Raw genomic sequence first — 24655 nt, 5'->3', positions numbered from 1 at the left:
TTGCCTCACACACATTCATGGCGAGGGTTTTATGGACGATCCGGCCGACAACAAGCCGCCGAGCTTCTGGCAAATGCTGCACAGCGTCATGGCGGCGGCGTTCGGGGTGCAGAGCGGGAAGAACCGGGCCCGTGATTTCACGCACGGCAAGCCCAGTCATTTCGTGATTCTGGGGGTCCTGTTCACGGTGGTGTTTGCCTTGACGCTGTTCGGCATCGTCAAGCTGGTGCTACTCCTGGCCGGGGTTTGACGCGGCTCAGTGCATCAGGGTTTGCAGGGTGAACGGGTAACGCCAGGACGCGGGACGGCCCTTGGCCGAGAGTTTGTGAAAATCCACACCGAAGTCCTGGGTGGCCCCCATCGCCAGCAGTCGCCTGGCCTGTGCCCGGTCGATCAGTTGCAGCAACGGTATCTGGCGGTCACGGCCGCCGTACTGGCTGATGTCCACGCCTTCATCGTAGTCATGCAATTGCACCAGCGCCCAGCCACCCAGAGTGAAGTGCCCGCCCAGTAACACACTCAGGCGACGGTCCAGCAGTGCCTGCAACGCCGCGGGTGAATTGTTGATCGCGCCGAACAGCACGCCTTTGCCTGGCTCCCCACCGGCCTCGACATACGCCTGCATCACACCGAACGCCATCTCGTCGTTCGCGGCCCAGACCAGCGACGTCTGCGGGTAGCGCTTGAACAACAACCTGGCCTGCTCGTAGGCGCGTTGCCGGGTCCAGCCGCCGTACACCAGTTGGCGCAAACGCACTTCGGGGTGCTCGGCCAAGGCACGCCGCAGGCCTTTCTCGCGATATTGCGCGGACGGGGTGACCTTCAAACCGGAAAAGGCCAGCAGTTCAATCGTCTGGCCGGGGGCCACCGGGCCGTGCTGCCGGATCAGTTCCTTGAGCATCAGGTAGCCGCCCTCCTCGTCATTGGGCACCAGGCTGCCGAGCAAATCGGGATATTTGTCAGGCCGCGCGCCAATCAGTTTCATCTGATCCGCCGTCAGGGCATTGTTGACCATGAACAGCTTCACCCCGCTGCCTTTGGCCAGCCGCAGGACCTCGGGGGCGATGTATTGCTCGTTGACGAAGACCAGGTAGTCGGGACGATGGTCGCCCTGAAGGGCTTCACGAGCCTGGCGGATGGTGTTTTCGGAGACGCGGTCGGAATACTGGATACGCAGGTCCATCCCCAGGTCCGTCGCCGCAGCCTGCATGAACTGCGAGTAACTCGCCCAGAACGCTTCCGTTGGGGTTCCCGGATTCAGGAACAGCACTGACGCCGCTTGGGCACAAGGTCCCACGACCATGCCCAGCGTCAGCAATACGCCATACAGAAACTTCAACATTGGTCGTCCGAGCCCCCGGAAATTCGCCGCGCATTATAGCCAGCGAAGGTCCGTAAAACGGCGATTTTTCCGGTTTTTGTCAGACAATCGTCGGAACCGGGCCCGGACGGGGTCGTTTATTGGTGGCTGACCCAGAAAACCGCCGTCCCCACGACCAGCATGATCAGGAACAAGATTGCCCAGGCATCTACAGTGCTATCGCTTTTCCGTGCTTTGGTTGGGTTGCTCATTGCATCGCCTCTTGTCGGTTTTATCGGTGATTGCATAAAGACTCGAGCAGAGTAAAGACGACGATTGCCCGCATCACAAACAGGGTCTTTGCCACAACGATTCTCATTAGGCGATTTGGTTCTTTACATATGCTCAAACATCACTTTTACGCATAACTGCAAACTGGTATCTTGCCCCGGCTCCGTAGGGAGTGCGCGGCCGTGCGCGCAGAATTGCCGAGGTTTTATCGGACGCCAGCCAGCCAAAAAACGCCGCTGTTTCCGACCGGCCCAAGCCTGAGAACAGGACTTATATGTACGTATACGACGAATACGATCAGCGGATCATCGAGGACCGCGTCAAGCAGTTCCGTGATCAGACCCGACGCTATCTGGCAGGCGAGCTGAGCGAAGAAGAATTCCGCCCTCTGCGCCTGCAAAATGGCCTTTATATCCAGCGTTTCGCGCCCATGTTGCGAGTCGCGGTGCCTTACGGCCAACTGACTTCGCGGCAAATGCGAATGATGGCCAAAATCGCCCGGGACTACGACAAGGGCTACGCCCACATCAGTACCCGGCAGAACGTGCAGTTCAACTGGCCGGCCGTGGAAGACATTCCGGACATTCTCGCTGAACTGGCCACCGTGCAGATGCACGCGATCCAGACCAGCGGCAACTGCCTGCGCAACGTCACCACCGACCAGTTTGCCGGTGTCGCCGCCGACGAACTGATCGATCCGCGCCCATGGTGCGAGATCGTGCGCCAGTGGACGACTTTCCACCCGGAATTCGCCTACCTTCCGCGCAAGTTCAAGATCGCCGTCAACGGTTCGACTTCCGACCGCGCCGCCATCGAAGTCCATGACATCGGCCTTGAGCCGGTGCACAACGCCGCTGGCGAATTGGGCTTCCGTGTGCTGGTCGGTGGTGGCCTGGGCCGTACGCCGGTGGTGGGTGCATTCATCAATGAGTTCCTGCCGTGGCAAGACCTGTTGAGCTACCTCGACGCCATCCTGCGGGTCTACAACCGCTATGGCCGTCGCGACAACAAGTACAAGGCGCGGATCAAGATCCTGGTGAAAGCGCTGACGCCTGAAGTCTTCGCACAGAAAGTCGACGCGGAAATGGAGCACCTGCGCGGTGGCCAGACCACGCTGACCGAAGCCGAAGTGCAGCGCGTCGCCAAACATTTCGTCGACCCGGACTACAAGGCGCTGGACAACCAGTGCGCCGCCCTGGCCGAGCTCGACCTGCAGCACCCGGGCTTCGCCCGCTGGCGCGCACGCAACACCCTGGCCCACAAGAAACCGGGCTACGTGGCCGTGACCTTGTCCCTCAAGCCTACCGGCGTTGCACCGGGCGACATCACCGACAAACAGCTCGACGCCGTGGCCGACCTGGCCGAGCGTTACAGCTTCGGTCAACTGCGTACCTCCCACGAGCAGAACATCATTCTGGCCGACGTCGAGCAGGACAAGCTGTTCGTCCTGTGGGGCGAGCTGCGCGAGCAAGGCTTCGCCACGCCGAACATCGGCTTGCTGACCGACATCATCTGCTGCCCGGGTGGCGACTTCTGCTCCCTGGCCAATGCCAAGTCGATCCCGATCGCCGAATCGATCCAGCGCCGTTTCGACGACCTGGACTATCTGTTCGACATCGGCGAGCTGGACCTGAACATCTCCGGTTGCATGAACGCTTGCGGCCACCACCACGTGGGCCACATCGGCATCCTCGGGGTGGACAAGAAAGGCGAAGAGTTCTATCAGGTTTCCCTCGGCGGCAGCGCCAGCCGTGACGCCAGCCTGGGCAAGATCCTCGGCCCGTCCTTTGCCCAGGAAGCCATGCCTGACGTGATCGAAAAGCTGATCGACGTGTACATCGAACAACGTACCGAAGACGAACGCTTCATCGACACCTATCAGCGTATTGGTATCGACCTCTTCAAGGAGCGTGTCTATGCAGCGAATCATTAAGAACAACGAGGTCGTCGACGAGACCTGGCACCTGCTGCCCAAGGACTTCAGCATCGACGAGATCACCAACTGCGACGACTACATCGTGCCGTTGCAGTTGTGGCGCGAACACAGCCGTATGCTCATGGCCCGCGACGGCGGCCTGGGCATCTGGCTTGACGCCGATGAAGAAGCCGAGGAAATCGGTGAAGACGTCGCGCAGTTCCAGGTCATTGCCCTGAACTTCCCGGCATTCACCGATGGCCGCAACTACTCCAACGCCCGCCTGCTGCGTGACCGTTACGGTTTCAAGGGCGAATTGCGGGCCATTGGTGACGTGCTGCGTGACCAGCTGTTCTACATGCATCGCTGTGGTTTCGACGCGTTTGCCATTCGCCCCGACAAGGATCCGCACGAAGCCCTTGAAGGTCTCAAGGACTTCTCGGTGAGCTATCAGGCCGCGACCGACGAACCGCTGCCGCTGTTCCGTCGCCGCTGACCGTCACCCCTTGAGCTCCGACCCCGGGGTTCAAGGGGGTTTACCCTTCGCGCTAGAACACCGGATGTTCCACCAGCGGAATCGGCCGCCCCATGGCGACCCAGTCACGATATAGCCGGACTCGTTCTTCCAGCACCACGAACATCCTGAACGGGTTTTCTGCATCGCCAACCCGCGTTTCGATACTCTGACGCAACCAGCCCCACAACTCCTCTGACGTATCCGCTGCGTGCAGCAAGCGCCACACACGCGCCTGCAGCGACAGATAGCCGACCTGGAAATCCGCCGTCAGGCGCAATCCATCCATGACCCGAAGCAACGCACTGCCCGATGGCTTGACGGCCAGTCGTTGCCAGATCTGTTGCCGCGCTTCGCGCACACTTTCGTCGCCCTCCTCCAGCCAGGGTGTCGCACTGCCGTAATCGGCACCCGGTTCACTCAGCCACAAGTTGATGCCGGTACGCTCGCGATGATCGACCAGGCGCAGCAAGGTATCTTCATCCGTCAGCGGATTACCCCACAGTTTCACCCGGTCCCGGGAGACCGCCTGATTCAGTATCGATTGGGGAACCCGGCTGATGCGGTTGCCTCGCAAGTCAAGCGAGGTGAAGTACGGCTGATCGGTGATGCCTATCGGACAACGGCTGATCCCGGTGTTTCTCAGGTTCAATACACGCAACTCATTGAGGCCCAGGACAACGGGCGGGACGGTCAAGGGGTTGTCACTCAGGTCCAGCGTTTGCAAGCTCACCAGATCACCCAATTGTGCAGCCGTGTTCTCCTGAAACTGCAGCAAAGTGGCGCTCAGGTTCAGCGTAGTGAGACGGGTCATTTGCCGAATCGGTGGAGGCAACACACCTTCCAGTACGCCGTCTGCGTTGAGTAGACGCAGGTCGACACGCTCCAGGTTCAGGGAACGCAGGTTCGGAAAACTTTCGAGAAAGGCGCTCAGGCTCTCGCGCTCGACCAGGTGCAGGCCCAGCATCGATAACTCGACGACCTCATTGAAGCGTACGTTCATTGTCGGCAACCGATGGTAGTCCTCGAAAGCCAGGTCCAGCCTGTACCCGGAGAACGCCTCACCCGACATCACTCTATTGATCCGGGGCGCGCATTTTTGCCAGATGCTCATCAGTTCATCGCCCAGCTCGGTTCGAGTTTCACGCTCGTAATCGATCACGGTTTGCAGCAGTTGGACATTGTGCGCCGCCACCTGCCCCAGGGTCATTCCCTGTGCTTCATCATCGCCAACGGACAGAAAATCGATGTCCATGTCATCGGCATCCAGCACGGACTGGTCGATCCACTGACGCAGATCGGCATGCAACTGCTGCATCTGCGCAATCAGGCGATCCACCAGCGCCTGAGCCCCGGCACCCGCTTCATTCAGTAACTCATCCGCCTGGGCATCGGTGAAATCCGGATACAGATCCTTGACCTGCAGACGCATGACTCCGTGGGTCAGCGCTGCGGCCTGTGGCGTGTTCGGGAAGCCGCCACCGCGCAACCCCAAGGCTTCGAAAGGCAACCGCGAATCCATTCGATTCAAGCCCAGTATCAACTCGGAACGGGCCAAGGCATGACCGCCAATGCGCAACCGCAACGCGCTGGCAGCATCCGGCGAGTCAAGCGACATCGCCGTACGTTCCTCCACGGACAAGAGGTCGAGCAGCGCGGTAAACAGGTCCGAACCCTCGCCGTCGCTAGCCGCCACCGCGGTATATCGATAGCGCTCACCGACCTTGATCAAACGCCGGCAATCCGTGGAATCGAGCGGACCGCAGCGGTCCAGGACACGGCCACTGATTGCCCCGTCGAGTACCTCGATGCGCAGGCCTTGCGGCCAGTCGGGCAGGCGATGCAGGGAGTGCAGTGCCAGGACATCAGTTTCGGGGTGCAGGACCGAACGCAAGTACAAGCCTTCATAGGCCCGGTTGAGTCGTACATGCTGTTGGTAGTCCCGCGATTTGTTGTCCAGTCGCTTGAGCAATTGCAGCGCCTCGTCAGCGTCGAAGGGCCGATGGATGTCGACTCCCGAACGGTCGAGGATTTGCTCCACGGCGCCTTTCGGCAATCCTGGGTATTCGCGCTGAAACAGGCGAACCCATTCCTGCTCCGAGTGCTGGAGCGCCTGATAGCGGGTGTTGAACAATCCGGCCCGTGCTTGCGCATCGGTGACGCCTTCGAGTTCCTGATCGAGCTTGAAGCGTATGATGGTATCGGCCAGCAGCGGCGTTGGCGGGCGACCTGCCTGCATCAGGCGCAGCATATCGTCGTCGACCGTGCTGACCCGGGCGATCTGCCCCAATACCTCATCACTGAAGGCAGCATGGGGTGCGCACACCTCACGCAACAGCGCTACGCGGGTCGACACCGGCACCGGAGTCGATCCGGCTACGGGCTTGACCGGCGTTCCGGGATGCGGCTCGCTTGCGGGTTCTCCAGACTCGTTCACGGTTCCGGCGATTTTTTCTTCGCCCTTGAGTGCCACCACGGCCCCGACCAGCGGGAGCGCATTGAGCAAGCCGAACACGGTGCGCGTCACGCCCTCGGAGCGCTGCTCCGGTGTCTTGCCGTTGATGGCCTGATCAAGGCCATAACCGGCGTCGATCAGGCCGGCCAGCACCAGGACGCCCTCGCCTCCCGGAATGAACAATGCCAATGGCCCCAACCTGTTGATCCAGCGCACCAGCGGTTCCACCACCGCGCTCAGGTTGTCGCGATTGACCTGGGCATCGTCACGGATGGTTTTGACGCTGGCCATCGAGGCCTGCTTCATGGTCAGCACCAGTTGCGCGAACGGATCGGTGTCGGAGTGAGCTCGCTCAAGATCGATGTAATCCTGCGGGTCCCAGAAACCGTCGTCGTTGAAGAGCCCGGCGCTCCTTTTCAGCCAGTGTTCGTTCGGGTAAACCGCCATGCCCTCCAGCGCGGTCGACACGCCCGCATGGAAGGTGCCGTCTTCCCGATCGTTCTCGGCAAAATGCGCGAGCAGCGCCTGGCGTGTGGCCGGTACCTGGCCCTGGGCCACGATCCATTGGCGCAGGTGTCGCCAGTCGGTGAATTCATGCAAGGGTGAGGAGTTGCCCGGGATATTCAGCAGGACCTTGCCGCTGTGACGGTGGCAATAACACCAGATATCGTCCGACGTGTAGCGATAGATCGTCAGCCGACCGGCCTCGATCGGCGCGCCGACACGCGTCGGCGCCTGTAGCTGATCGAGGGTCAACGCACTCCACGCCTGCCCCGCTGGCAAGCCGGCGGCCTGCATGGCCAGGGCCAGGCCTTCCTGACTCAAACTGCCCTCCTGCTGTTGCAGGCAGGCGCTCATGATGAAGGCGGCCTTGGCCGAGGTTCTCAAGTCGTAAGGCTGCGCCTGGACGATTCGCTTATCGGAGGGCCAGGTGCGATCAAGGTAAGCCTGATAGCGGGTTTGCAAATCCAGCTCCCACACCCACTGTTTGAACGCCGCCGGCCTGAGGGCAATTTGCGTTGCCGGTCCATACTCCTGGGGCGTGGTCTGGCGATAGATGCCTTCATAGGTATGGTGGTTGCCATTGCCGTGGTCGGCGAACTCATCGACCTGCTCCACGATGCGAATGGACGGGCCGACATCGGGGGGTGTGTACAAGCCAAACACGCTTTCGGCGAAGCGCCCGTCGCTGACGGTCTGGTAGTTCTGCAGCAACGCCTGGACCAGGGTTTGGGTGCTTGCCACCTGACCTTGCTCGATGCCGTCCTGCGGCGGGTGCCCGCGGTAGTGGTAATCAAGAGTGACTAACAGCGCAGTGTGCGGGTCGATGTCTTGCCCCCATTTCTCCCTGATCAACTGCGCACCGAACTGCTCGGGTGATTGCGGTAAGGCCGCGCTCACCACAGATTGCAGTGTTTCGCGCAGCGGCGCAGGCTGGGGATTTAGCGGTGTCTGATGGTCATTCATGTGCATTCCATGGCAACTGTTTTTGGAACACCAACATACCCAGCCGCCGCGTTGCCGAAAGCAGGAACGATCGCCTGACGCCTTCAGAGATTTCGCCGTGCCGTGGAAGACATCGGGCAAGCGTTCGCAGGCAAAAAAAGATTCCCGGGTACCTGTAGGAGCCAGCCTGCTGGCGATGGACTCCAGTGCGCCGCGCTAATCCAGTTCACACGCGTAATCGTTAACGACCATCGCTGGCAAGCCAGCTCCCACAAGGGATCGCGCCCGCGCGGCCTCCAAACAACTGAAAACACCCCACAAAAAAAACCGGGGCAAATGCCCCGGCTGGATGTTTGGCAAAATTTCCTGGCCCGCTACCAGAAACGTTGCTGGGTCAAACGGCTCCACCAACTCAACAGCACGCGATCAACCGAGCCGCTGGCGGCCATGCCGATGCGCTCCGGCAGGCTTTTGCGTTCGGCGTAATGCAAGTGATAGAGCTCGGACTTGCTGGCGCGCTCGGCGAGGTATTCATCGCTGGTCTTGAGTTCGTCGACCAGGTGCTTGTCCAGCGCCGCGACGCCGAGCCAGATTTCGCCGGTGGCCACTTCATCAATCGCCAGTTGCGGACGGTAGCGCGACACGAAGTTCTTGAACAGTTGATGGGTGATGTCCAGGTCTTGCTGGAACTTCTCCCGGCCCTTCTCGGTGTTTTCGCCAAACACGGTCAGGGTGCGTTTGTATTCACCGGCGGTCAGCACTTCGAAGTCGATGTCGTGCTTTTTCAGCAGGCGATTGACGTTGGGCAACTGCGCCACCACGCCAATCGAGCCGAGGATCGCGAACGGTGCGCTGATGATTTTCTGGCCGATGCACGCCATCATGTAGCCACCACTGGCCGCGACCTTGTCGATGCACACGGTCAGGGGCACACCGGCTTCGCGGATACGCGCCAGTTGCGAGGAGGCCAGGCCGTAGCTGTGAACCATGCCGCCGCCGCTTTCCAGGCGCAGGACCACTTCGTCCTTGGGCGTGGCAAGGGTCAGCAAGGCCGTGATTTCGTGGCGCAGGCTTTCAGTGGCCGAAGCCTTGATATCGCCGTTGAAATCGAGCACGAACACCCGGGGTTTGACCTCGGTTTTTTTCTTCTGCTTCTTGTCGGTCTTGGCCTGGGTCTTGCGCAGGGCCTTGAGCTGGTCCTTGTCGAGCAAGGTTTGCTCCAGGCGTTCGCGCAGCTCTTTGTAGAAATCATTGAGCTTGCTGACCTGCAACTGGCCGGACGACTTGCGCCGCCCCTTGCTGCGCAGGGCCGCAAAACTGGCCAGGACCACCAGAATGGCGATCACCAGGGTCACGGTCTTGGCCAGAAAAATGGCGTACTCGGAAAAAAACTCCACGGGGACTCCTCAAACGATGCGCGGCTTGAACGCGCGCGGGATACCTCCAGCATACCCATGCGTCGACCTTGCGACCAGCCGTGAAACCTCTGGCAACGGGCCTGTAACAAGCATTTCAAACAAGCGTATGTTTTTTCATTGACAGCTCACCGCCATCCTCATAACCTCGCCAAACCTTCAACGTACCGGGATGACGCGGACGTGGGCAGTATCTATTTGATTCGACATGGCCAGGCCTCCTTCGGTGCAGACGACTACGACGTCCTGTCGCCGACCGGCATTCGTCAGGCTGAAATCCTTGGCCGGCACCTGGCCGAACTCGGGATCAGCTTCGACCGCTGCCTGGCAGGGGATCTGCGCCGCCAGCAGCACACGGCCAACAGCGCGCTGGAACAATTCGCCGCGGTGGGCCTGCCGGTGCCGCTGCTGGAAACCGACTCCGCCTTCAACGAATTCGACGCCGATGCGGTGATCCGCGCGCTGTTGCCGGCCATGTTGCCGGACGAACCCGAAGCGCTGAACATCTTGCGCAACGCCGCGCAAAACCGTGGTGAGTTCCAACGCATCTTCGCCCTGATCATCGAACGCTGGCTCGCCGGTACCTACGACACACCGGGCCTGGAAAGCTGGCTGGGGTTTGTCGAGCGGGTGCGGGCCGGCTTGCATCGCATTCTCGACCAGGCCGACAACACCCAGAAAATCGCCGTGTTCACGTCCGGCGGCACCATCACCGCCCTGCTCCACCTGATTACCCAAATGCCTGCCCGGCAGGCCTTTGAATTGAACTGGCAAATCGTCAACACCTCGCTCAACCAGCTGAAGTTTCGTGGTCGTGAGGTGTCGCTGGCTTCCTTCAACAGTCATGCGCACCTGCAACTGTTGAAGGCCCCGGAACTCATCACGTTTCGCTGAGTCCGGACTATTGTGACCCTGGCAGTAATCACCCTGCTCTTATTACCCAAGAAAGGATCGAACCATGACCTCCGTAGCAGACGCCGTACAAGCAATGAAAGCCAAGTTCAACCCAGCCGCTGCTGCCGGTCTGGACCTGGTCTTCGGTTTCCGCATCGACGACACCAAGAACTTCTCGCTGATCGTCAAAGACCAGACCTGCGAGCTGCAGGAAGGCGAGAACCCGGACGCCCAGGTGACTCTGGTGATGGACGGCGAAACCCTTGAAGGCATCGTCGACGGTTCGACTGACGGCATGCAAGCGTTCATGGGCGGCAAACTGCGCGCTGAAGGCGACATGATGCTGGCCATGAAACTGTCCGAGCTGTTCCCGTCGTAAGCACCTGGCTCCCGGCCTTCGGGAGCGTGCCTGCTGCAAACGAATCCCGCCCCTAGTGGCGGGATTCGTCGTTTTTGCCTGCCCTGTGGCGAGGGGTATGAGTGGTGCCTGTGAGGTTTGTGCTCTTACAATGCCTCAACCTCCCACACCGGCCACCCCATGGACATCGACCTCGCCCGCACTTTCCTCGAAATCGTCCGCCATGGCAGCCTGGCTGCCGCCGCGCAAAAGCTCCATGTCACCCAGACCGCGATCACCGCTCGGGTGCAGAAACTCGAGAGCCAACTGGGCAGTACCCTGTTCGTGCGCAACCGTGCCGGTGCTCGCCTGACGCCCAACGGTGAAGCATTCGTGGTGTACGCCAACCAACTGGTGCAAACCTGGGACGCCGCGCGGCGTGATCTGCCCTTGCCCGAGGGTTATCGCGATGTGCTGCACATCGGTGGCGAGGTGAGCCTGTGTAACCCGCTGATGCTCGGCTGGGCCGGCGAAATCCGCAAGCACATCCCCAGCCACGCCCTGCGCATGGAAATCCATGACGGAGAAAACCTCCTGCGCCAACTGGAGTTGGGCGTTCTGGATGCTGCGCTGGTGTATCAGCCCGAGTATTGGCCGCGTTTGCAGGTCGAGCAGGTACTCGAAGAAAAACTGATTCTCGTGCGCCTGGCCGACAGGCCCGATCCTTATGTGTACATCGATTGGGGCGCCGAATTCCGGCGTCAGCACGATGCCGCCCTGCCGGAAAAAGCCAAGGCTGCGCTGAGTTTCAATCTCGGTCCGTTGGGCCTGCAATACCTTCTCGAAAACGGCGGTAGTGGTTACTTCCGCACCCGTGTCGTGCAGAGTTATCTCGATAGCGGTGCCCTGGAACGGGTGCCCAAGGCTCCGGAGTTCAGCTACCCGACCTATCTGGTCTACTCCCGCGATCGTGACTCGCCGACGCTGCAACGCGCCTTCGACCTGCTGCGCGAGGTGATCGATTCCGACGAAGACTGGTCGCAACGCTGGGACCCGCTGACTTGAGACCGGTTTGCACCGGATCATGGCCGTTGTGTCCTCAAGGTTCGCCCCGCCAGAACAGCGCAATCGACTAATCTGCAGGAGATAACAATAACGACAGGTGATTGCAGTGAGGCAGACCACCGAAGGGTTCCGCAGCCGCTACCGCGCCGCCATTCATCCGCTCTACAACCCTTGGCTGCACGGCGCTTTTGTCCTGTTGTTCGGGGCGCTGGCGATCAGCGCCTTCTGGAGCAACGTGCATCAGGTACAGCCGGCTCAATGGCTTGCGGTGCCCGTCACGCTGCTAGTGTTCAACCTCGGCGTGTACATGGTGCATCGCCACCTGGGGCATCATAAAAAACGCTTCGCCCGGCTGTTTTATACCCGTCACGCCGGCGATCACCACAGTTTTTTCACCCCAGGCCACATGACCTACGACAGCGCCCGCGACTGGCGGGTGATCCTGTTTCCGGCCTGGCTGATCGTACTGCACACGCTCGCCGTGGCCCTGCCCCTCTGGTGGCTGCTCAAGCACATCGATACCAACGTCGCCGGACTGGTCGGCGGCGTTCTTGTACTCGGCTACCTGGCTTATGAAGTGTTCCATGCCTGCGAGCATCTGCCGTCGCGCAACCCGGTCACACGGCTGCCGTGGATCCGCCAGATGCGCCGGCTGCACGAACTGCACCACCGCCGCGAACTGATGCAGGAGCGCAATTTCAACATCGTTTTCCCGCTGATGGACTACCTGTTCGGCACCCTCTATTGGGAGCCGGAGCCCGTGCCGCTCAACCCGACGAGAACGCCCATGACCCGCATGCAGCATCAGATTGTCATTGCCGGACACCCGATTGATGTATTGGCCTACGCCAGCACCGTGACCCTTTGGCCGCAATGGCACCCGTCGTCGCTGCACATCGATGGGCCCAAAGGTCCATTGCAAGCCGGCGCACGTTTCGAGGAGGACATCCGCGCCGGCGGTCGTGAAGGACACTTGCGCTGGGAAGTGGCGCAGTACCTGCCCGGCCAGCGCTGGAGCGCGCGTGCCCAGGGTGACCATGGCCTGTCGCTGGTGGTCACCTACGAATGCGAAGCCCTGGGCAAGGACACACGTTTCGTCCGCACCCTGGAGTACCAATTCAGCGGCCTGGCGATGCGGCTTGCCAACCGGTTGTTGCTCAAGCGGCGCATCGACCGGGAATCGGCGGCGTCGATGCAAGCGTTGCGCGAGATGGCGCAGAAATACCTGGTGGCAACCGGAGTCAACGCGTGAGCAGAATCCTCAAATGCCTGCTGCTGGTCTTTGTCGTCATCGGCGCCTTCCTGCTGCTGATGCCGACCAAGGTGCGACCGGTGGCCTGGACGCCACAACCCGCGCCGTCCCTCTCCAGCGGAGTCTACGCCGACAATCAGCGCCTCAAAGGCATGGAGCGCGTCGGTGCCGCCGACATCGACGGGCCGGAAGCCCTGTTGCTGGAAAACGACACGCTCATCACCGGCCTGCACGACGGGCGCCTGATCCGCACCAGCCTGGATGGCAAGACCACCAAAGTCCTGGCCGACACCGGTGGCCGGCCACTGGGCCTGGCCCGGCATCCCAATGGCCTGCTGGTGATCGCCGATGCCGTCAAGGGTTTGTTGTCCCTCGACGCCCAGGGTCGCCTGGTGGCCTTGACCACAGAGGCCGGCGGCGTTCCCTTCGGTTTTACCGATGATGTGGTCATCGACAAACCCGGTCACTACGCTTATTTCAGCGATGCTTCGAGCCGCTTCGGTTATGGCCACGACGGTGAGGCCGTGCTCGAACACGGTGGTGACGGTCGATTGCTGCGCTACGACTTCCAGACCGGCAAAACGTCGGTTGTGCTGGACAAGCTGGAGTTTGCCAACGGCGTGGCCCTGGGACCGGACGATGCCTACGTGCTGGTCAATGAAACCGGCGCCTACCGCATCAGCCGCTATTGGCTCAGCGGCCCCAAGGCCGGCACCCAAGACCTGTTCATCGACAACCTGCCGGGCCTGCCGGACAACCTGTCGTTCAATGGTCACGACCGGTTCTGGGTGGCATTGTATGCCCCTCGAAATGCCCTGCTCGACGGCACGGCGGCGCATCCGTTCGTGCGCAAGATGATCGTGCGAGCCATGACCGTCCTGCCCAAACCGGTGGAAAAGCGCGGGTTCGCCCTGGGCCTGGACCTTGAAGGCAAGGTGATCGCCAACCTGCAGGACGCCAGCACCGACAACTACTCACCGATCACCACGGTGCGCGAGTATGGGGACTGGTTGTATTTCGGTTCACTGAAGGCACAGAACATGGCGCGGTTGCCTTTGAGCAAGGCGTTGCAATAAACAGTGCACCGGTCTGAATTCACCGTAGAACCCCTGTGGGAGCGGGCTTGCTCGCGAAGGCGTCAGCACATTCAACATCGACATTGACTGGCAGGCCCCATTCGCGAGCAAGCCCGCTCCCACAGGGGACAGCGTTCAGTTCACCGGGATATTCGGGCCGGGTCGTGAGGCACCTCGTTGAGAGCCGTAATATCGGTCTCTGAGCATTCGAGGTGCCGGTTCTGGTGGTCCTTCCAACTTTCCAGTCACCGATCGTCGGTGTCAGGCACGCTGGATCAGGACCGTAACTGGAGTTGTTTGACGATCTTGTCCTTGACCTCCAAGCGCTTCGCCTTGAGCTTCGTCACCGCATCATCGCTGGATTTGGCTTCCTCCGCTTTCACCACTTCGGCATCAGCCAGGGAATACTTGTTGATCAGTGAATCCAGTAACGGATCCTTGGTGCGTTTCTGCTGGATTTCTTCCTTTGTGCAACTCAGATCCTGAAAAAGGTCATGGGGCACCGGCATGGAACACCTCCGTTTGTTAATCGGTAGCAAACGCCGACTGATTGCGTTCACCAACTATCAGAATGGCCTCGGTTGGCCCGTTCTGTCGACCATCTGTCAGACCAGCGGTGCCCGTTCGTCGTCCTGTCGCAAATGCGATAAAACCTTTGTCTGCACCGCCGCCTCCACCGGTTAACGATCACTCGATCACCTTTGAAAACCTGTGTGGAGAATCACCGATGGACAGACTCAACGTGCGTTACCTGGCCCTCATAGCTGACTGACGCTGCGCCGCGCCATCGCTGGCCTTGTCACCCGTTAAGAACGGTCCGCACCATTTGCGTCAACGCTTCAGGACTGTAGGGTTTGCTGAGCAAATGAGTATCCGGACTAAGCTGGTGATTGCGCGAGATGATGTCGCGGGTATGCCCCGAAGTGAACAGCACCGCCACCGGCGGCTCCTGCACCTTCGCCCAGGCCGCCAGGTCCGAACTCTTGATCAGGCCGGGCATGACCACGTCGGTGAATATCAGGTCCACCGACACCCCTTCCAGCAACATTTGCATGGCAGCGTCTGCGTTGGTGGCCGTGAGGACTTGATAGCCCTCCTCGCACAACAACTCCACCGCCGACACTCTCACGGCCTCATTGTCCTCGACCACCAGGATGCGTTCGTGCCCACCCCGTTGCGGCATATCGGGGCCCGGCGTTTCACTGGGTACCGCGCGCAAGGTGCGCGGAAAGTACAACTGCACCCGGGTCCCCCGCCCCACGTCACTGGCGATTTCGATATGACCGCCACTCTGTTTGACGAAGCCAAACACCATGCTCAAACCCAAACCGGTGCCCTGTCCATCGGCCTTGGTGGTGAAGAATGGCTCGAACACCTGGGCCAGCACCTGCGGCGGCATGCCGACACCGGTATCCGTCACGGACACCCGCACATAGTCCCCCGGGGATATGCCCCTACCGGCGCAAAACTTGCGATCGAGGACGATGTTTTCCGCGCACAGGTCAATCCTGCCCTCGCCTTGAAGGGCGTCACGGGCATTGATCGCCAGATTGAGAATGGCGTTTTCCAGTTGGTTGCGATCAACAAACACATTCCATGAATCTTCGGGTGCCGTCATGTGAACCTGAAGGGTTTCACCCAGGGCACGCAGCAACAACTCCGCCAGGCCATCGAAAATCTGCCGCAATGTGAAGACCGCGGGCGACAAGGGTTGGCGGCGGGCGAACGCCAGCAATTGCGAGGACAGCTTGGCACCGCGCTCGACAGCGGCAATCGACGCCGAGACCCGGCGCTGCACATTGGCGTTACCTCGCTCATGGCGCGCCAGCAAGTGCAGGTTGCCGGCGATCACTTGCAACAGGTTGTTGAAGTCATGGGCCACACCGCCGGTGAGGCCGCCGATGGCTTCCAGCTTCTGTGACTGGCGCAATTGTTCTTCCGCCGCCAGCCGCGCCTCGACCTCGTCGGCCACCCGGTGCTCCAGGTTGCGGGTGAACTTGAGCAGGGACTCTTCGGCGGTCTTGCGTTCGTGGATGTCGATCAGCACGCCGGGGAAACGAAACGCCTCGCCCTGTTCATTGAACTCGCAACAGCCACTGGCGAGTACCCAGAGGTAACTGCCGTCGGGGCGCCGGATCCGGTATTCGACGTTATAGGGCTCGCCCGTCTCCACCGACAATTTGACGCGTTCCCGGACCCAGCTGCGGTCATCTGGATGGATGCGGCTTTCTGCGATTTCCTGGGACAGGTTTTCCAGGTCTTGTCCGAGGGGATAGGAAAACGTGCGGGCAAAACGTTCATCGCCCGACAGCACGTTGGCCTTGATGTCCCAGACAAAAGAGCCGAGCAATGCACCGGCGTTCAGCGCCAGGCGCACCCGTTCGTTGTCGGCGCGGTAGGCGTTTTCAGCCGCCTGTCGCCGACGTTCGGAGATCACCCGATCCGTGGTTTCCACCACCATCGCCATGACCCCGGCCGGGCGTCCGTCATCGTCGGCTACCGGGCTGTAGTAGAGGTCCATCCAGACATCTTCCGGAACCCCGTCACGCAGCAGCACCAGTTCTTTGTTGCGATAGGACAAGGTGCCGCCCGCCAGGCAGGTGTCGACCACGTGGCGATTGAATTCGGCGACCTCGGGCCAACCCAGTTCCACGGCGGAGCCGAGCAGGTACGGATGACGCCCACCGGCAAACTTGGAATAAGCGTCGTTATAGATCATGTACCCGGACTGGCCCCAGAGCATCACCATCGGCAGTGGCGAGGCGAGCATCAACTGCACCGCGCTGCTCAGGCTCCTGGACCATGAGTCGAGCGGGCCAAGCTCGGTCTGGCTCCAGTCGAACGCACGAATGCGCCCGGCCATTTCGCCGTTCCACCCGGCACACCCGTGGCTATCCGCTAGAAACTGCATCGGCTGGCTCTATCCCGGTAAATGGCACCCGTTTGTTTCGAGCATGCTGCACGCGATTCGTTTCATAGAGGTATAGCTGATTCTGGCGGGCCACCGGAGATCCCCTGTGGGAGCGGGCTTGCTCGCGAAAGCGGTGTGTCATTCAACATATTCGTCTGCTGATACACCGCTTTCGCGAGCAAGCCCGCTCCCACATTTTGGTCCTCAGTAACCGAGAGACCGTGCACTACACCTCAATCAAATGCTTGAGCGGGTTGTAACTGCTTTTCAGGGTGGCCGCGACATCGAGAATGGCCTTCTCGATGCCATTCAAATGCATGCAGGTCAGCTCGATGGCCGCGCTCTGGTTGCCCGCCTCTATGTACTCGATCAACCGCAGGTGTTCATCGTCGCGACAGGCTTCGTGGCTGTCGTCATCGAGCGCGGCGGCATACAGCGAGGCCCGGGAAATCAGCTTCTGGAACCAGTCGAGCAGCACCGGGTTGTTCAGGCTGCGGGCCAGTTTGATGTGGAACTCGCCGAGCAGGTGAATCAGCCGTTCGTGATCACCGCTTTGATGCGCTTCATCTTCCAGCAGCAGGTGATCGCGCAGGTCCTGGGTCACCGCCGTATCCCGGCGACGGCACAGTTCACTGACGATACCGATCTCGACCAGGCGCCGGGTTTCGAACAGCGAGCGGATCTCTTCGTCACTGGGCAATGACACCGATGCACCTTTATTGGGCTCGGTGGTGACCAAGCCATCGGCTTCCAACTGCTTGAGGGCAGCCCGCACAGACGTACGGCTGACGCTGAACAGCTCGGCCAGCGAGGCTTCGCCCAGCTTCATCCCCGGACGCAACGAGCGCTTGCTGATCGCCTCGTAAACCCCTTGGTAGACGCGGTCGACCGTGGTTTCCAGTTTCTTTTCCGTCATTCATCAACTCCTTGCGCCCCGTGCAAACAACCCTGGCGAATGATCAGCCTTTGAAAAAGGGGCTTGCACGAGCAGATTAATCCGGGTATTTCTAAATTGCATCCAGATTTTGCATACAATAATTAGAGGAATGCACCATTATGGGTCATCCAGTTGCAATTGAAGTGCGAAACGTCTCAAAGCGATATTCCGACGACCCCGGGCTGGCGCCAGCCCTCGACAATGTTTCCGTCGACATCGCCGACAACGAATTCTTCACCCTGCTCGGCCCCTCGGGCTGTGGCAAGACCACCCTGCTGCGCACCATTGCCGGCTTCGAGCACGTCAGCGACGGTGAGATCCGCCTCGCGGGCGAGCCGGTCAACGATTTGCCGCCGTTCAAGCGTCGGGTCAACACGGTGTTCCAGAGTTACGCGCTGTTTCCGCACATGAGTGTTGCGCAGAATATCGCCTTCGGCCTCGAGATGCAGGGCCTTGATCGCAAACTGATCCCGCAGCGGGTCGAGGAAATGCTCGCGCTGGTGCAAATGCAGCACCTGGCCAAACGCAAACCGGCCGAACTGTCCGGCGGCCAGCAGCAACGGGTGGCTCTGGCCCGGGCCCTGGCGCCGAAACCGAAAGTGCTGTTGCTCGACGAGCCGCTGTCGGCGCTGGACCTCAAGCTGCGCAAGGAAATGCAGGTCGAACTCAAGCGCGTGCAAAAAGAGGCCGGGATCACCTTCATTTTCGTCACCCACGATCAGGAAGAAGCGCTGACCCTGTCCGATCGCATTGCCGTGATGTCCGCCGGCAAGATCCTGCAAATCGGTACGCCCAACGAAATCTACGAGCGTCCGCAGCATCAGTTCGTCGCGCAATTCATCGGCGACATCAACTTCCTCCCCGGGCACCTCAAGCGCGGCCAGCAGAACGAAAAGCTCTTCGTGCCCAACGGCATGCCCGTGGAAATCCCCTGCCCGGCCCAGGGCTTTGACGGCAGCAAGGTGCAACTGGCGTTCCGCCCCGAACGTTCGCAACTGGTCGAGCCGTCGCAGCCCCATCACCTGCGCGGCGTGATCGAGGCCGTGCTGTACGTCGGCACGGCCACGCTCTATCAGTGCCGATTGAACAACGACATCAAGGTCATGCTGCGCGAGAACAACGAAGGCCTTAACCACGGGCGGGTGGTGGGCGATCGCGTCGCGGTCAACCTGCCGCCCCACGCCTGCCTGCTGATGGAGGCCTGAGATGAGCGTCAGCAGCACTTCCCCGGCCCTCAACCGCGCGCTGTTGCTCAGCCCGGTCGTCCTGACCCTGCTGGCCCTGATCGCCATTCCGCTGGGCATCATGGGCTACATCAGCCTGTTGCCGCGCAACGTCTATGGCGGCGTCGACTGGCAGGCCAACTGGCAATTGCAAAGTTATGTGCAGCTGTTCTTCCAGGAAGGTTTCGACGGCGAACTGGAACTGAACTGGGTCTACGCCCAGGCGTTGCTGCGTTCGGTGTTCCAGGCCGGTGGCACCACGGTCCTGTGCTTCCTGTTCGGCTTTCCGGTGGCGTTGTGGATGTCGAGCCTGACGCCCCGCCGGCGCAACCTGATGGTATTGCTGATCACCATCCCGTTCTGGACCAACCTGCTGATCCGCAACTATGCCTGGCTGATCATCCTGCGCGAACACGGCTGGGTCGCCCAGAGCCTCAACGCGCTGTTCCCCCAGGCCGGTGGCATCACCCTGCTCTACAACGACTTCGCCGTCAGCGTCGGCCTGGTGTACAGCTTCCTGCCGTTCATGATCCTGCCGATCTACTCCACCCTGGAAAAACTCGACTGGCGTCTGGTGGAAGCCGCCTACGACCTGGGCGCCAACCGCTGGCATGCGTTGCGGCGGATCATTTTGCCGCTGTCGATGCCGGGGGTGATTGCCGGTGCCTTGCTGGTGTTCGTGCCGAGCCTGGGTGCCTTCATTACCCCGGCGATCCTCGGTGGCGGCAAGACGCTGATGATCGGCAACCTGATCCAGCAGCAGTTCGGCACCGCGCGCAACTGGCCGCTGGGCAGTTCGCTGTCGTTCCTGCTGCTGGGGATCATGTTGCTGTCCCTGGTGCTCTACGCCCTCTATAGCCGCAATGCCGCCAAGACCCAACGCCCAGGAGCCCAAGCATGATTGCCCTGCACCTGAAGAAACTGCCGCTGACCCGTGAAGTCAGCCTGTTGATGCTGGCCTATCTGTACCTGCCGATCTTCGTGCTGATCGCCTACAGCTTCAACGCCAACCGTTCGGCGACGGTGTGGACCGAGTTCTCGTTTGCCTGGTACGGACGCATCCTGGCCAACCCGTCGATCCAGACCGCGGCGTTGAACTCGATCATCATCGCCAGCATCGCCACGGTCTGCGCCACGGCGATTGCCCTGCTCGCGGCGCTGGCGACGTACCGGCCGTTCTACGGACAGAAAATGGTCGAAGGCGGGATCAACCTGCCGCTGATCCTGCCGGAGATCGTCACGGCCGTCGCCACCCTGCTGCTGTTCATGGCGCTGGGAATCAAGCTCGGTCTGCTGACGGTGATCGTCGCCCACATCGGCTTTTGCATCCCCTTTGCCTACCTGCCGATCCGCGCGCGGCTCAATGACCTGGACAAGAGCCTGCTGGAAGCGGCGAACGACCTGTACGCCAACCCCTGGCAGGTGTTTCGCCGGGTGACCTTGCCGCTGCTGTGGCCGGCGGTGCTGTCCGGTTCGGTGCTGGCGTTCGTGGTCAGCCTCGACGATTTCATCATGACCTTCTTCGTCGCAGGTCCCGGTTCAACCACCTTGCCGGTGTACATCTTCTCGGCGATCAAGGCCGGCGTGACGCCGGAGATCAATGCGATTTCGACCCTGATGCTGGTGATATCCATCGTGCTGGTGGTGCTGGCCTTCTGGCTGGGACAGCGCGGCAAACAACAATGAGCCTGGAGACTTCTTTATGAGCAAGAAAGTGAAAAGCCCCCGTTTTGCTGCTGCCAGTTTCGCCGTTGCCGGTCTGGCCTTGAGTTGCTTCACCGCGTTCGCTGCGTCCAGCGCCCAGGCCGCAGAGCCCAAGGAACTGTTCTTCTACAACTGGACCGATTACTACCCGGTCGACCTGCTGGCCAAGTTCGAAAAGGAGACCGGCATCAAGGTCACCATGGACGGCTACGACAGCAACGAAACCCTGCTGGCCAAATTGCAGGCCGGCGGCGCGGCGTACGACGTGATCGTGCCGTCGCAATCGATCATGCGCACCCTGATCAACCAGGACCTGCTGTTGGAAATCGACGCCTCGGCCCTGCCCAACTTCCAGTACGTCAAGCCGGCGTTCCGCGACCCGAGCTTCGACCCGGGCCGCAAGTTCTCGGCACCGTACCTGTGGGGCACCACCGGGTTCTCCTATGACAGCGCCCGGGTGCCCGGCGGCAAGCTCGACGACTCGTGGAAAGAGTTCTTCGAGCCGCGCAAGGAACTGCAAGGCCAGCTCGCCGCCCTCGACACTTCCAGTAGCGTGATCAACGCCGCCAGCCACTACCTGAATGTCGACGAGTGCAGCGAAAACCCGCAGGACGCCAAGCGCATCCTCGAACTGCTGCAAAAACAGAAACCCTTCCTGAAGATGTACAGCTCGGACAACACCGTCGACCGCATGGCCTCCGGTGAAGTGATCATGATGCAGAACTGGAACGGCTCCACTGCCCGCGCCACCCTGCAGAAGAGCACCATCAAGTACGTGTATCCGAAGGAAGGCCTGGCCATGTTCCAGGACAACTTCGCCGTGCCGAAGAGTGCGCCCCACCCCGGCAACGCGAAGATCTTCATCGACTGGATGATGAAACCGGAAAACGCCGCCGCCGTGTCCAACGCCATCGCCTACGCCAACGGCATCCAGAGCGACAAGCTGATCGACGCCAAATGGCGGGTGATGGATGCCATCAACATGCCCGACGAATTCGCCTCGCGCCTGCGTCCGGAAAAGGAATGCAGCAACAAGGCGCGTGAGCTGCAGGACCGGATCTGGGCCAAGCTCAAGGGCTGATTGTTTGACTTGAAACCGAGTCGCGGCCATCGCGAGCAAGCTCGCTCCCACAAGGGATCTCCAATGTTCACACGGACAATGTGGGAGCGGGCTTGCTCGCGAAGAGGCCGGCCCAGGCACTACAAAATTCAAAGACCTGAATGAGGTTTGTATGACCCAATCCCGCTGGCTGCGCAACGTGCGCCCCTACGGCGCCCCCGCCGAAGACCTGCTGATCGAAAACGGCCGGTTCACCCTGCGTCGCCCGGCCTCGACTACCGAACTGCTCGCCACCGACATCGACGGACAGAACCAGTTGCTCACCCCCGCCCTGGTGGAAAGCCACGTACACCTGGACAAAACCCTCTGGGGCCAGCCCTGGTGTCCCAACAGCGCCGGTCCGACCCTCAAGGACTACATCGCCAACGAACGGCGCATCCTGCGCGAAGTCACCACACCGATTGCGCAACGGGCCGGCGCCCTGCTGGAAAACTGCATCGCCCGCGGCTCGCTGACCATGCGTTGCCACGTCGACATCGATCCGGAATTCGGCCTGAGGCATGTCGAGGCCATGCAGCAACTGCGCGAACAATACCGCGACCTGATCGACCTGCAACTGGTGGTGTTCCCGCAAACCGGCCTGATCAGCCGCCCCGGCACCGCCGAACTGATGCGCGAAGCCATGGCCCTGGGCGTGGAAAACGTCGGTGGCCTGGACCCGTGCGGCATCGACAACGACCCGATTGCCCAACTGGATTTCGTTTTCAAGCTGGCCAGCGAATTTGACCGTGGCGTCGACATTCACCTGCACGACAAGGGTGAGCTGGGTCTGTGGCAGATCGCGCTCATCGCCGACTACACCGAGCGTTTCAGCCGTCAAGGTCGAGTGATGATCAGCCACGCCTATTGCCTCGGCATGCTGCCATGGAGCCTGGTCAAACCGGTGGCCGAGCGCCTGGCGACGCTGGGTATTTCGCTGATGAGCTCGGCCCCGGCCGATTGCGCGGTGCCGCCGTTCCTGGCCCTGCGCGAAGCTGGCGTGAATCTGTGCCTGGGCTCGGACGGCATTCGTGACGCCTGGTCGCCCATGGGCAACGGCGACATGCTGGAGCGCGCGATGCTGCTGGCGTTCCGCTTCGATTTGAACAAGGACGAAGAACTCGCGGCGGCGTTCGAGGCGGCGACCGTCAACGGCGCCCAGGCGCTGGGTTGCGCAGCCAATCGCCTGCAGGTCGGCCAGCCAGCGGACTTCCTGCTGATGCCCGTGCAAACGCTGGGTGAAGCGGTGGTTTCGCGACCGCCGCGTCAAGTCTATCGCGCGGGTCGCTTGATCGCTGCGGGCGGTCGTTTGCTGGAAAGCCGTCTGTGAAGCGCATCGGCTTGCGGGCCAGTTGCGTGGTCGGCTTCGACGGCACGCAGCATGTGCTGTGGCGCGACGGCGAAGTGGTGTTCGAAGGCTCGCGCATCGAGTTTGTCGGGCGCGGTTATCCGGGCCCGGTGGATCAGTGGATCGATTACGGCAACGCGCTGATCGGCCCCGGCTTCATCGACCTGGATGCCCTTGGCGATCTCGACTCCACGGTGCTGACCCTGGACAACGGCGACGAGCGCGACATGGGCCGGATGTGGTCGGCGCAGTATCTGGCGCGTGGATCGCGGGAAAGTTACAGCCCCGAAGAGGAAGTCTTCAAATACCGCTACGCCTTCACGCAACTGATCCGCAACGGCATCACCACGGCCATGCCGATCACCTCGATGTATTACCGCGAGTGGGCCGAGACCTACGACGAATTTGCGGCGGTCGCCGGCGTGGCGGCCGAGTTGGGACTGCGCACTTACCTGGGCCCCTGCTACATGAGCGGCATGAGTTACTGGCGCGCTGATGGCACCCTGGCGCACCACTGGGACGAAGCCCGGGGCCTGGCCGGCCTCGACGCCGCCGAACGGTTTTTCCGGGATTTCGACGGCGCGAACAACGGCCTGATTCGTGGTGCGCTGCTGCCCGATCGCATCCAGACCTGCACCCCGGCGCTGCTGCAACGCACCGCCGCGCTGAGCCGGGAACTGAATGCACCGATGCGCCTGCACTGCTGCCAGGGCCTCGGTGAAGTGGCGATGGTCGAGCAACTGCGCGGCACCTCGCCGTTGGGCTGGTTGCAGCAGCTTGGGCTGCTGACCCCACGCAGCCTGCTGCCCCACGGCATCTACACCCAGGGTGATGACGACCTGCATCGTGTGGTGGATGGCGGCGCGAGTCTGGTGCATTGCCCGGTGGTGTTTGCCCGGGACGGAGAGGCCTTGAATTCGTTTGGCCGCTATCGGGCCAAGGGCGTCAACTTCGCCCTCGGTACCGACACCTGGCCGGCGGACTTGCTCGACAACATGCGCCAGGGCCTGAACATCGCCCGACTGATGGAGGGCGGCAACTCGCTGACCAGCACACTGGATATGTACAACGCCGCAACCCTCGGCGGCGCCAGGGCTCTGGGCCGCGACGATATCGGTCGCCTCGCACCGGGCTGCAAGGCCGATATCACTGTGTTCAATCTGCGCGGGATGCACCTGGGGCCGCTTTTCGATCCGCTGAAGAATCTTGTTCTGGCCGGTCGCGGCGACGACTGCATCGCCAGCTACATCGATGGCCGCTGTGTGATGCAGGACGGCCAGGTCGAGGGCGTCGACTACCCCGCCCTGCAACGTCAGGCCCAACGCCAATTCGAAAAACTGATGCGCAGCCACAGCGACCGGGCCTTCGGCCAACCGGACTGGAAAAGCCTGTTCCAGCCAGCCATCCCGTTCGCCGACGACTACAGCGCCCACACGCCACTGAGCGCGATCGATCCACTTCTTTAGAGATTTC

21 protein-coding genes are annotated in these 24655 nt (G+C 61.2%); 15 read left to right on the top strand and 6 right to left on the bottom strand.

Annotation, left to right across the window (positions count from 1 at the left end; translation table 11 throughout):
• Positions 1–31 precede the first annotated feature (31 nt).
• Positions 32–250 (top strand): DUF2970 domain-containing protein, encoded by a 219-nt coding sequence (locus AC3WN7_RS08730; protein WP_095966805.1) that lies wholly within the window; start codon positions 32–34, stop codon positions 248–250.
• A gap of 6 nt (positions 251–256) precedes the next feature.
• Here the strand turns inward: AC3WN7_RS08730 and AC3WN7_RS08725 are convergent, their stop codons facing one another.
• Entirely contained in the window at positions 257–1342 is a 1086-nt protein-coding gene (locus tag AC3WN7_RS08725; protein ID WP_102674057.1) for an ABC transporter substrate-binding protein, read from the bottom strand.
• 523 nt (positions 1343–1865) lie between these two features.
• On the opposite strand from AC3WN7_RS08725, the gene AC3WN7_RS08720 reads away from it, so the two are divergent.
• Together AC3WN7_RS08720 and AC3WN7_RS08715 are read left to right on the top strand one after the other, a co-directional pair.
• Positions 1866–3524 (top strand): nitrite/sulfite reductase, encoded by a 1659-nt coding sequence (locus AC3WN7_RS08720; RefSeq protein ID WP_102674056.1) that lies wholly within the window; start codon positions 1866–1868, stop codon positions 3522–3524.
• A complete protein-coding gene (locus AC3WN7_RS08715; protein WP_095966808.1) occupies positions 3508–4002 on the top strand; it encodes a DUF934 domain-containing protein in 495 nt (164 codons plus the stop codon). The genes AC3WN7_RS08720 and AC3WN7_RS08715 overlap by 17 nt, the downstream gene beginning before the upstream one ends.
• A gap of 52 nt (positions 4003–4054) precedes the next feature.
• Here AC3WN7_RS08715 and AC3WN7_RS08710 read toward each other — a convergent pair whose 3' ends face one another.
• Together AC3WN7_RS08710 and sohB are read right to left on the bottom strand one after the other, a co-directional pair.
• Complete coding sequence (locus AC3WN7_RS08710; RefSeq protein ID WP_102674055.1) at positions 4055–7942, bottom strand: dermonecrotic toxin domain-containing protein; 3888 nt, start codon at positions 7940–7942, stop codon at positions 4055–4057.
• 353 nt (positions 7943–8295) lie between these two features.
• Positions 8296–9318, bottom strand: coding sequence for a protease SohB (gene sohB, locus AC3WN7_RS08705; protein ID WP_102674054.1), 1023 nt, complete (start codon positions 9316–9318; stop codon positions 8296–8298).
• Positions 9319–9519: 201 nt separating this feature from the next.
• Here sohB and AC3WN7_RS08700 point away from each other — a divergent pair, with 201 nt between their 5' ends.
• The 5 genes from AC3WN7_RS08700 to AC3WN7_RS08680 all read left to right on the top strand — a co-directional run bounded on the left by AC3WN7_RS08700 (position 9520) and on the right by AC3WN7_RS08680 (position 13960).
• Positions 9520–10230 carry a histidine phosphatase family protein gene (locus tag AC3WN7_RS08700; protein ID WP_015094879.1) on the top strand — a complete coding sequence of 237 codons (711 nt, stop codon included), beginning with the start codon at positions 9520–9522 and terminating at the stop codon, positions 10228–10230.
• A 64-nt stretch (positions 10231–10294) separates the two neighbouring features.
• On the top strand, positions 10295–10609 hold the full coding sequence (locus tag AC3WN7_RS08695) for an SCP2 sterol-binding domain-containing protein (RefSeq protein ID WP_015094878.1): 315 nt from the start codon (positions 10295–10297) through the stop codon (positions 10607–10609).
• A gap of 159 nt (positions 10610–10768) precedes the next feature.
• Positions 10769–11632, top strand: coding sequence for a LysR family transcriptional regulator (locus tag AC3WN7_RS08690; protein WP_095966810.1), 864 nt, complete (start codon positions 10769–10771; stop codon positions 11630–11632).
• Positions 11633–11738: 106 nt separating this feature from the next.
• Positions 11739–12884: a sterol desaturase/SRPBCC family protein gene (locus tag AC3WN7_RS08685; RefSeq protein WP_102674053.1), complete on the top strand. Its 1146-nt coding sequence runs from the start codon at positions 11739–11741 to the stop codon at positions 12882–12884.
• On the top strand, positions 12881–13960 hold the full coding sequence (locus AC3WN7_RS08680) for an SMP-30/gluconolactonase/LRE family protein (protein ID WP_102674052.1): 1080 nt from the start codon (positions 12881–12883) through the stop codon (positions 13958–13960). Before AC3WN7_RS08685 ends, AC3WN7_RS08680 begins: the two co-directional genes overlap by 4 nt.
• Before the next feature lie 275 nt (positions 13961–14235).
• On the opposite strand, the gene AC3WN7_RS08675 is transcribed toward AC3WN7_RS08680, so the two are convergent.
• Entirely contained in the window at positions 14236–14469 is a 234-nt protein-coding gene (locus AC3WN7_RS08675) for a DUF465 domain-containing protein (protein ID WP_095966813.1), read from the bottom strand.
• Between AC3WN7_RS08675 and AC3WN7_RS08670 the strand changes: the two genes are divergently transcribed.
• Complete coding sequence (locus AC3WN7_RS08670; protein WP_158247832.1) at positions 14468–14644, top strand: hypothetical protein; 177 nt, start codon at positions 14468–14470, stop codon at positions 14642–14644. The two genes, AC3WN7_RS08675 and AC3WN7_RS08670, sit on opposite strands and share 2 nt — an antisense overlap.
• A 115-nt stretch (positions 14645–14759) precedes the next feature.
• On the opposite strand, the gene AC3WN7_RS08665 is transcribed toward AC3WN7_RS08670, so the two are convergent.
• Together AC3WN7_RS08665 and AC3WN7_RS08660 are read right to left on the bottom strand one after the other, a co-directional pair.
• Entirely contained in the window at positions 14760–16871 is a 2112-nt protein-coding gene (locus AC3WN7_RS08665; RefSeq protein ID WP_102674051.1) for a hybrid sensor histidine kinase/response regulator, read from the bottom strand.
• A 226-nt stretch (positions 16872–17097) separates the two neighbouring features.
• Positions 17098–17787, bottom strand: a complete 690-nt coding sequence (locus tag AC3WN7_RS08660; protein WP_102674050.1) for a GntR family transcriptional regulator — start codon at positions 17785–17787, stop codon at positions 17098–17100.
• A gap of 140 nt (positions 17788–17927) precedes the next feature.
• On the opposite strand from AC3WN7_RS08660, the gene AC3WN7_RS08655 reads away from it, so the two are divergent.
• The 6 genes from AC3WN7_RS08655 to AC3WN7_RS08630 all read left to right on the top strand — a co-directional run bounded on the left by AC3WN7_RS08655 (position 17928) and on the right by AC3WN7_RS08630 (position 24648).
• Positions 17928–19013 carry an ABC transporter ATP-binding protein gene (locus tag AC3WN7_RS08655; protein WP_015094871.1) on the top strand — a complete coding sequence of 362 codons (1086 nt, stop codon included), beginning with the start codon at positions 17928–17930 and terminating at the stop codon, positions 19011–19013.
• Position 19014: 1 nt separating this feature from the next.
• Positions 19015–19932, top strand: coding sequence for an ABC transporter permease (locus AC3WN7_RS08650; RefSeq protein WP_007973317.1), 918 nt, complete (start codon positions 19015–19017; stop codon positions 19930–19932).
• A complete protein-coding gene (locus AC3WN7_RS08645; protein ID WP_102674049.1) occupies positions 19929–20717 on the top strand; it encodes an ABC transporter permease in 789 nt (262 codons plus the stop codon). The genes AC3WN7_RS08650 and AC3WN7_RS08645 overlap by 4 nt, the downstream gene beginning before the upstream one ends.
• Before the next feature lie 16 nt (positions 20718–20733).
• On the top strand, positions 20734–21816 hold the full coding sequence (locus tag AC3WN7_RS08640) for an extracellular solute-binding protein (RefSeq protein WP_102674048.1): 1083 nt from the start codon (positions 20734–20736) through the stop codon (positions 21814–21816).
• Positions 21817–21967: 151 nt separating this feature from the next.
• Positions 21968–23164 (top strand): amidohydrolase family protein, encoded by a 1197-nt coding sequence (locus AC3WN7_RS08635; protein ID WP_102674047.1) that lies wholly within the window; start codon positions 21968–21970, stop codon positions 23162–23164.
• Complete coding sequence (locus tag AC3WN7_RS08630; RefSeq protein ID WP_095966818.1) at positions 23161–24648, top strand: amidohydrolase family protein; 1488 nt, start codon at positions 23161–23163, stop codon at positions 24646–24648. Before AC3WN7_RS08635 ends, AC3WN7_RS08630 begins: the two co-directional genes overlap by 4 nt.
• Positions 24649–24655 lie beyond the last annotated feature (7 nt).

Source organism: Pseudomonas sp. FW305-70 (assembly GCF_058783925.1).
Note: the sequence above shows the minus strand (reverse complement) of the source record. Positions and strands in the feature narration are given on the sequence as shown.

Bases quoted from the DNA above. Each gene is read 5' to 3' on its own strand.
- AC3WN7_RS08670 (WP_158247832.1), top strand. From the start codon at position 14,468: ATGGAACACCTCCGTTTGTTAATCGGTAGCAAACGCCGACTGATTGCG.
- AC3WN7_RS08665 (WP_102674051.1), bottom strand. From the start codon at position 16,871: ATGCAGTTTCTAGCGGATAGCCACGGGTGTGCCGGGTGGAACGGCGAA.
- AC3WN7_RS08720 (WP_102674056.1), top strand. From the start codon at position 1,866: ATGTACGTATACGACGAATACGATCAGCGGATCATCGAGGACCGCGTC.
- AC3WN7_RS08660 (WP_102674050.1), bottom strand. From the start codon at position 17,787: ATGACGGAAAAGAAACTGGAAACCACGGTCGACCGCGTCTACCAAGGG.
- AC3WN7_RS08655 (WP_015094871.1), top strand. From the start codon at position 17,928: ATGGGTCATCCAGTTGCAATTGAAGTGCGAAACGTCTCAAAGCGATAT.
- AC3WN7_RS08710 (WP_102674055.1), bottom strand. From the start codon at position 7,942: ATGAATGACCATCAGACACCGCTAAATCCCCAGCCTGCGCCGCTGCGC.
- AC3WN7_RS08730 (WP_095966805.1), top strand. From the start codon at position 32: ATGGACGATCCGGCCGACAACAAGCCGCCGAGCTTCTGGCAAATGCTG.
- AC3WN7_RS08645 (WP_102674049.1), top strand. From the start codon at position 19,929: ATGATTGCCCTGCACCTGAAGAAACTGCCGCTGACCCGTGAAGTCAGC.
- AC3WN7_RS08725 (WP_102674057.1), bottom strand. From the start codon at position 1,342: ATGTTGAAGTTTCTGTATGGCGTATTGCTGACGCTGGGCATGGTCGTG.
- AC3WN7_RS08640 (WP_102674048.1), top strand. From the start codon at position 20,734: ATGAGCAAGAAAGTGAAAAGCCCCCGTTTTGCTGCTGCCAGTTTCGCC.
- AC3WN7_RS08650 (WP_007973317.1), top strand. From the start codon at position 19,015: ATGAGCGTCAGCAGCACTTCCCCGGCCCTCAACCGCGCGCTGTTGCTC.
- AC3WN7_RS08690 (WP_095966810.1), top strand. From the start codon at position 10,769: ATGGACATCGACCTCGCCCGCACTTTCCTCGAAATCGTCCGCCATGGC.
- AC3WN7_RS08675 (WP_095966813.1), bottom strand. From the start codon at position 14,469: ATGCCGGTGCCCCATGACCTTTTTCAGGATCTGAGTTGCACAAAGGAA.
- AC3WN7_RS08695 (WP_015094878.1), top strand. From the start codon at position 10,295: ATGACCTCCGTAGCAGACGCCGTACAAGCAATGAAAGCCAAGTTCAAC.
- AC3WN7_RS08635 (WP_102674047.1), top strand. From the start codon at position 21,968: ATGACCCAATCCCGCTGGCTGCGCAACGTGCGCCCCTACGGCGCCCCC.
- AC3WN7_RS08715 (WP_095966808.1), top strand. From the start codon at position 3,508: ATGCAGCGAATCATTAAGAACAACGAGGTCGTCGACGAGACCTGGCAC.